At 73.6% G+C, this 6,000-nt stretch carries 6 protein-coding genes; 1 reads left to right on the top strand and 5 read right to left on the bottom strand.

From position 1 onward, the window contains the following. Positions 1–43: 43 nt before the first annotated feature. Together ACFVQZ_RS25235 and ACFVQZ_RS25230 are read right to left on the bottom strand one after the other, a co-directional pair. Complete coding sequence (locus tag ACFVQZ_RS25235; RefSeq protein ID WP_030497192.1) at positions 44–1,315, bottom strand: L,D-transpeptidase; 1,272 nt, start codon at positions 1,313–1,315, stop codon at positions 44–46. Positions 1,316–1,511: 196 nt separating this feature from the next. Further along, a complete protein-coding gene (locus tag ACFVQZ_RS25230; RefSeq protein ID WP_030497191.1) occupies positions 1,512–1,871 on the bottom strand; it encodes a hypothetical protein in 360 nt (119 codons plus the stop codon). A 114-nt stretch (positions 1,872–1,985) separates the two neighbouring features. On the opposite strand from ACFVQZ_RS25230, the gene ACFVQZ_RS25225 reads away from it, so the two are divergent. After that, the gene (locus tag ACFVQZ_RS25225; protein ID WP_030497190.1) at positions 1,986–2,234 is read left to right on the top strand and encodes a hypothetical protein; all 249 of its coding nucleotides are present in this window, start codon (positions 1,986–1,988) and stop codon (positions 2,232–2,234) included. Between the two features lie 96 nt (positions 2,235–2,330). On the opposite strand, the gene hutH is transcribed toward ACFVQZ_RS25225, so the two are convergent. The 3 genes from hutH to ACFVQZ_RS25210 form a co-directional block, all read right to left on the bottom strand. After that, positions 2,331–3,872, bottom strand: a complete 1,542-nt coding sequence (gene hutH, locus ACFVQZ_RS25220) for a histidine ammonia-lyase (RefSeq protein ID WP_383626273.1) — start codon at positions 3,870–3,872, stop codon at positions 2,331–2,333. A 79-nt stretch (positions 3,873–3,951) separates the two neighbouring features. Further along, entirely contained in the window at positions 3,952–5,085 is a 1,134-nt protein-coding gene (locus ACFVQZ_RS25215) for a diguanylate cyclase domain-containing protein (protein ID WP_383626264.1), read from the bottom strand. Between the two features lie 96 nt (positions 5,086–5,181). Then, positions 5,182–5,970, bottom strand: coding sequence for an enoyl-CoA hydratase-related protein (locus ACFVQZ_RS25210; protein ID WP_030497187.1), 789 nt, complete (start codon positions 5,968–5,970; stop codon positions 5,182–5,184). Positions 5,971–6,000: the final 30 nt, after the last annotated feature.

Below are 6,000 nucleotides of genomic sequence, written 5' to 3'. Positions count from 1 at the left end.
CCCTGCGTGGGGGCGGGCGCCGCTGCCGTGCCTCGCCGGGGGATCAGAGGGCCGAGCCGGCCTTCCAGGCGGACCAGTTCATGTTCCAGCCGTTGAGGCCGTTGTCGGGGGCGATCGTCTTGTCCTTGGAGTTCTTGACGATGACGACGTCGCCGGTGATCGACTGGTCGTAGAACCAGGCGGCCGCCTGCTTGGGGTCGCCGGCGCCCTTGACGTCGGCGAGGCCGATGCAGCCGTGGCTGGTGTTCACGGAGCCGAAGATGGAGCGGGCGCCCCAGTAGTTGCCGTGGATGAAGGTGCCGGAGGTGGACAGGCGCATGGCGTGCGGCACGTCCTTGATGTCGTACTCGCCCTTGCCGTCGTCGTCGGTGAAGCCGACGGTGGCGCCGTTCATCCGGGTCTCCTTGAACTTCTCGGAGATCACCATCTGGCCGTTGTAGGTGGTGTTCTCCGGGGAGCCGGCGGAGATCGGGATGGTGCGGATGACCTTGCCGTCGCGCTTGACCGTCATCGTCTTCGCGGCGACGTCGACGGTGGAGACCTGGCTGCGGCCGACCTTGAAGGTGACCGTCTTCTGCTGGACGCCGTAGACGCCGTCGGCACCCTCGACGCCGTCCAGGTCGAGCTTGAGGGTGACCGTCGAGCCGGCCTTCCAGTAGTCGGCCGGGCGGAAGTCGAGGCGGGTCGCGTTGAACCAGTGGCCGACGACCTCCTGGCCGGAGCTGGAGGAGACCTTGATGCCGCTCTGGACGGCCTTCTTGTCGGTGATCGCCTTGTTGAAGTTGATCGAGACCGGCATGCCCACGCCGACGGTCGAGCCGTCCTCGGGGGTGAAGTTGCCGATGAAGCTGTTCTCCTTCGACACCGTGGTGAAGGAGGAGTTCTCGTGCGCCTTCAGGCCGGACGCGTCGACGGCCGTGGCGGCGATCTTGTAGACGGTGGCGCGCTTCAGCGGTCCGGACGGCTTCCAGGAGAGACCGTCGGCCGCTATCTCGCCCGCGACCTCGGCGCCCTCGGCGGAGGTCATGGTGACCTCGGTGAGCTTGCCGTCGGTGACGGCGACCTTGGCGTCGTTGTTGATGGAGGCGTTCTGCGCGCCGTTCTCCGGCGAGATGGTGATCTGCGCCTTGGAGGTCTTCTGCGCGGCGGCCTCGTCGATCTCGGCCTGTGACGTGGCGGTGGGCGAGCCGGCCGCGGCCGCGCCGGCCGGGTCGTCGTCGTTGCAGGCCGAGAGCACGAGTACACCACTCAGCACCGCCGCCGCGGCGGCCAGGCTCCTGCTGCGCTTGCCGACCGTCATCACACGCTTCTCCATCGTCGCCGATTCCCTGTCAATCCATCAGAACACCCAGGACGCCCCGCCGGTTCCGGTACCGGGGGGTTTGTGGGGAACACCACTGACCGACACGCGCGGGGGCCGCGCTCCGGTTCCCGGCCGCCGCGCCCCCGGCGCGCGAGGGCCCCGGGACGCCGGTCCCGGGGCCCTCGGGCGGGGCGGTCGCGCCGCCCCGTCACGACCGGTCGTCGTCGTCCTCCTCCGTCTCATCCTCCTCGTCGAGCTCCCACTCCATGGAGTCGGGGTCGTACTCGATCTCCTCGCTGCTCCAGGCGGCCTGCACGAGCTCGACGCCGGGCAGGTCGCGGACCAGGTCGAAGGGCTCCACGAGGTAGGCCAGGGCCTCGGAGGGGTCCTCCTGGACGGCGGAGCGGGCGTGGTCGCGCTCCTCGGCCGGCATGAACTCGTCGGAGTCGATCCGGCCTTCGGCGGCGGCGGTCAGCTCGGCGGGGCCGTCGATCTCCAGGACGATGTCGACGCGGAGGCGGACGTGACGGGTGGGGGCGCCGGTGGCGGGGGTCTCTGCGGTGCTCATGGCTGGGAGCGTAGGGTCTGCCCGGCCTCGGCTTTCCCGCGACCCGCTGGGTTCACTAGCATCGGCGCACCGCGGAGTCCCGCGGGGCCGTCCGTGAGGGAGCCCGAGATCGACGTGTCCGCCGCCCGACGTCCGCTGCTGACCGCCACCGCGGCGGGGACCCTGCTGTGCGCCCTCTGGTTCGTCCCGTCGGCGAACGCCTCCGACGGCGCGGCCGGGCCGGGGGTACGGGGCGGGAGCACCGCGCCCGCCGAGTCGAGCGACCCGGCCCCGACCGCGTACGTCGTGGCCGGCACCGGCTTCCTCGCCGTGGGCACCGGCTTCGTGGCCCTCGCGCTGCGGCGCCACGGCCGCGCGTCCTGACCCGCGGGGCCCGCGCGGCCCGACCCGCCAGCGCCGGCGCGCCGGAGGGCCGCCCCGCGACGGGACGGCCCTCCGGCGGGTGCGGACCGGCCGGGCCTAGGCCAGCGGGCCGGTGACCGGCTCCACGGCGGCGACCAGGCGCCCGTCCCGTACGAAGGCGTCGGCGGCGGCCAGGTCGGGCGCGAGGAAGCGGTCCGGGCCCGGGCCCTCGACGCCGGCGGCGCGCAGCGCGTCGATGACGGCCCGCGAGGCGGGGGCGGGGGTCAGGCCCTCGCGGAGCTCGATGCCGCGGGTGGCGGCGTACAGCTCGACGGCGATGATTCGGGCGAGGTTGCCGACGGCGGTGCGCAGCTTCCGCGCGGCGGACCAGCCCATGGAGACGTGGTCCTCCTGCATCGCCGAGGACGGGATGGAGTCGGCGGAGGCCGGGACGGCGAGCCGCTTCATCTCGCTGACCAGGGCGGCCTGGGTGTACTGGGCGATCATGAGGCCCGAGTCGACGCCGGCGTCGTCGGCGAGGAACGGCGGCAGGCCGTGGCTGCGGTTCTTGTCGAGGAGCCGGTCGGTGCGGCGCTCGGCGATGGAGCCGAGGTCGGCGGCGGCGATGGCGAGGAAGTCGAGGACGTACGCGACGGGCGCGCCGTGGAAGTTGCCGTTGGAGCGGACCTCGCCGTTGCCGAGGACGACCGGGTTGTCGACGGCGGCGGCGAGCTCGCGCTCGGCGACGAGCCGGGCGTGGGCGAGGGTGTCGCGGCCGGCGCCGGCGACCTGCGGGGCGCAGCGGATCGAGTAGGCGTCCTGGACGCGGGGGGCCTCGCCGGCCTGGAAGTGGCCGGTGAGGCCGGAGCCCTTGAGGACGGCCAGCATGTTGGCGGCGGAGGCGGCCTGGCCGGGGTGGGGGCGGATGGCGTGCAGCTCGGGTTCGAGGACCTTCTCGGTGCCGAGGAGGGCTTCGAGGGAGAGCGCGGCGGTGACGTCGGCCGACTTGTAGAGGACGTCGAGGTCGGCGAGGGCCATGATCAGCATGCCGAGCATGCCGTCGGTGCCGTTGAGGAGGGCGAGCCCCTCCTTCTCCTTCAGGACGACGGGCTCGATGCCGGCGGCGGCGAGCAGCTCGCCGGCGGGCTTGACGACCCCGTCCGGGCCCTCGGCGTCGCCCTCGCCCATGAGCGCGAGGGCGCAGTGGGAGAGCGGGGCGAGGTCGCCGGAGCAGCCGAGGGAGCCGTACTCGTGGACGACCGGGGTGATGCCGGCGTTGAGGACGTCGGCCATGGTCCGCGCGACCTCGGGGCGGACGCCGGTGTGGCCGGAGGCGACGGTCTTGAGCCGCAGGAACATCAGCGCCCGCACGACCTCGCGCTCGACGCGCGGGCCCATGCCGGCGGCGTGCGAGCGGACGATGTTCCGCTGGAGCTGGGTGCGCAGCTCCTGGTCGATGTGCCGGGTGGCGAGGGCGCCGAATCCGGTGGAGACGCCGTAGACGGGCTCGGGCTTGGCGGCAAGCGCGTCGACGACGGCACGGGAGGCGGCGAGCGCCGCGACGGCCTCCTCCGACAGCTCGACACGGGCGCCGTGGCGGGCGACGGCGATGACGTCCTGCGGGGTCGTGCCGGACGTGCCGAGAACGACTGTCTGCATATCCATATTCAGCACCCTACGGATTGAAGACCGACCTGTCACTAGGCAATCCGTCACCGTCCCCGGCCGGGGCGGCCCCTTACGGTTCCGGCGGGAGCTCCACCGCCGGGGCGTCGCGGAAGCGGCGGCGGTCGCGGGCGCTGGGCGGGGCGTCGGCGAGGCGGACGACGGTGCCGTCGCGGCCGGCGACGACCGGTTTCGCGGAGCGGGCGGCCTTGGCCTGGTACTGGGCCGCGTCGGCGAGCCGGAAGAGCCGGCGGGCGGACTTGAGGGGGCCGATGGGGTCGCCGGTGGAGGCGACGCCGATGGCGACGCCCTCGCCGAGTTCCAGCTCGGCGGCGCGCACGCACAGCTCCTCCGCCACCGCGACCACCTCGTCGGCCGCCGGGCCGACCGCGAGCAGGCAGAACTCGTCGCCGCCGAGGCGGGCGGCGAGCGCGCCGGGGAGCCGGGCGCCGCAGCGGGAGAGGACGGAGCCGAAGCGTTCGAGGAGGCGGTCGCCGACGGCGTGGCCGTGGGTGTCGTTGACGCGCTTGAGGCCGTTGAGGTCGCAGACGACGAGACTGACGACCGCGCCGTCGGTCCGGTAGCGCTCGATGGCCTCGTCGAGGCGGGCGTCGACCGCGCGGCGGTTGGCGAGGCCGGTGAGCGGGTCGGTGAAGGCGAGCTTGCGCACCTCCTCCAGCCGCTCGGCCTGCGCGATGCCGGCCGCGACGACCGCCGCGAGGACGTTCGCGAAGTCCGCGTCCCCGGCGCCGAAAGGTTTCGCCCCCGCCGGTCTGGCCACGTACAGCTCGCCCCACGCCCGGCCGTGCAGCACGATCGGGGCGACCACGCAGCAGCACCGGCCCCGCCGCCGCAGCCCGGCGACCCGGCCGGTCAGCACGGGCGCGTCGGCGGTCTCGACCCAGGCGTGCGGGCCCGCGCCGACCGTCCACCGCTCGTGCAGGAACTCGGTGATCTCGGGGAACTGGTGGACCGGGTACGTCTCCGCGTCCGGGAACTCCTCCTCGCCGACGGCCCGGTCGCCGGCGTTCACCAGCACCCGCAGCCGCCCGTGGTCCCGTTCCCAGACCGAGAGGGCGCCGAAGCTCCCGTCCAGACCGGCGGACGCCCCGAGCGCCGCGGCCCGCCAGAACTCGCGCGGAGTGTGCGCCGCCGCCATCCCCTGCGCCAGCGCCACCACGGCCCGCAACCGCACATCCTCACCCATTCCTCCAGCTTAGGGAGGTTTGATCCGTTTTCCCTACCGAGACGTCACAGAAAGTGACATCTGGTACAAAACGGGATCACTTGGGTTACCGCTCGGTCATTCTCCGGGCCACCGCGGCGTCCGCTTCTCGTTGAACGCCGCCACCCCCTCCGCCCGGTCGCCGGAGAAGGCCACCGAGCGCCACGCCGCGTCCTCGACCTCCAGGCCGGCCCGCAGGTCCAGCCCCTGGCCCAGCCGCATCGCCTTCTTCGCGGCGCGCAGCCCGACCGGCGAGTTCACGGCGATCCGCCCGGCCAGCTCCAGGGCGGCCGTCCGCGCGTCCTCCGCGACGACGTCCACCAGGCCCAGCTCCGCCGCCTCGGCGGCCTCCACCCGGCGGGCCGTGAAGACCAGCTCGGCGGCGCGCGCGGCGCCCACCCGGCGCGGCAGCAGCTGCGTACCGCCGCCGCCGGGGATGACGCCGACGGAGACCTCCGGGAGGCCGACGACGGTGGTGGCGTCGGCGACGATCAGGTCGCAGGAGAGCGCCAGCTCGTAGCCGCCGCCGAGGGCGAAGCCGTGCACGGCCGCGACCGTCGGCATGGGCAGCTCCAGCACGCCGGTGTAGGCGGCGCGGGCGGTGGGCCGCTGGCGGACCAGGTCGGCGTCGGTGAAGGAGTTGCGCTCCTTCAGGTCGGCGCCGACACAGAAGGCCCGGTCGTTCGACGAGGTCAGGACGGTGACCCGGACATCCCGGTCGGCGGCGAGCGCGGCGCACGCCTCGCCGATGGAGCGGGCCATCGCGGAGGAGACCGCGTTCATCGCCTTCGGCCGGTCGAGGACGAACTCCGCGACGTGCCCCTCCTTGCGGACCAGCACGAACTCACCAAAACGCTGCTCGGACATCCCTCACGCCCTCCCGGTTAACGACGGTTC

Origin of the sequence: Streptomyces sp. NPDC057854, assembly GCF_042797055.1 — a bacterium.
GTDB lineage: Bacteria > Actinomycetota > Actinomycetes > Streptomycetales > Streptomycetaceae > Streptomyces.
Note: the sequence above shows the minus strand (reverse complement) of the source record. Positions and strands in the feature narration are given on the sequence as shown.

Excerpts from the sequence above, each read along its gene's own strand:
- ACFVQZ_RS25235 (WP_030497192.1), bottom strand. The coding sequence starts at position 1,315 with ATGGAGAAGCGTGTGATGACGGTCGGCAAGCGCAGCAGGAGCCTGGCC.
- ACFVQZ_RS25230 (WP_030497191.1), bottom strand. The coding sequence starts at position 1,871 with ATGAGCACCGCAGAGACCCCCGCCACCGGCGCCCCCACCCGTCACGTC.
- hutH (WP_383626273.1), bottom strand. The coding sequence starts at position 3,872 with ATGCAGACAGTCGTTCTCGGCACGTCCGGCACGACCCCGCAGGACGTC.
- ACFVQZ_RS25215 (WP_383626264.1), bottom strand. The coding sequence starts at position 5,085 with ATGGGTGAGGATGTGCGGTTGCGGGCCGTGGTGGCGCTGGCGCAGGGG.
- ACFVQZ_RS25210 (WP_030497187.1), bottom strand. The coding sequence starts at position 5,970 with ATGTCCGAGCAGCGTTTTGGTGAGTTCGTGCTGGTCCGCAAGGAGGGG.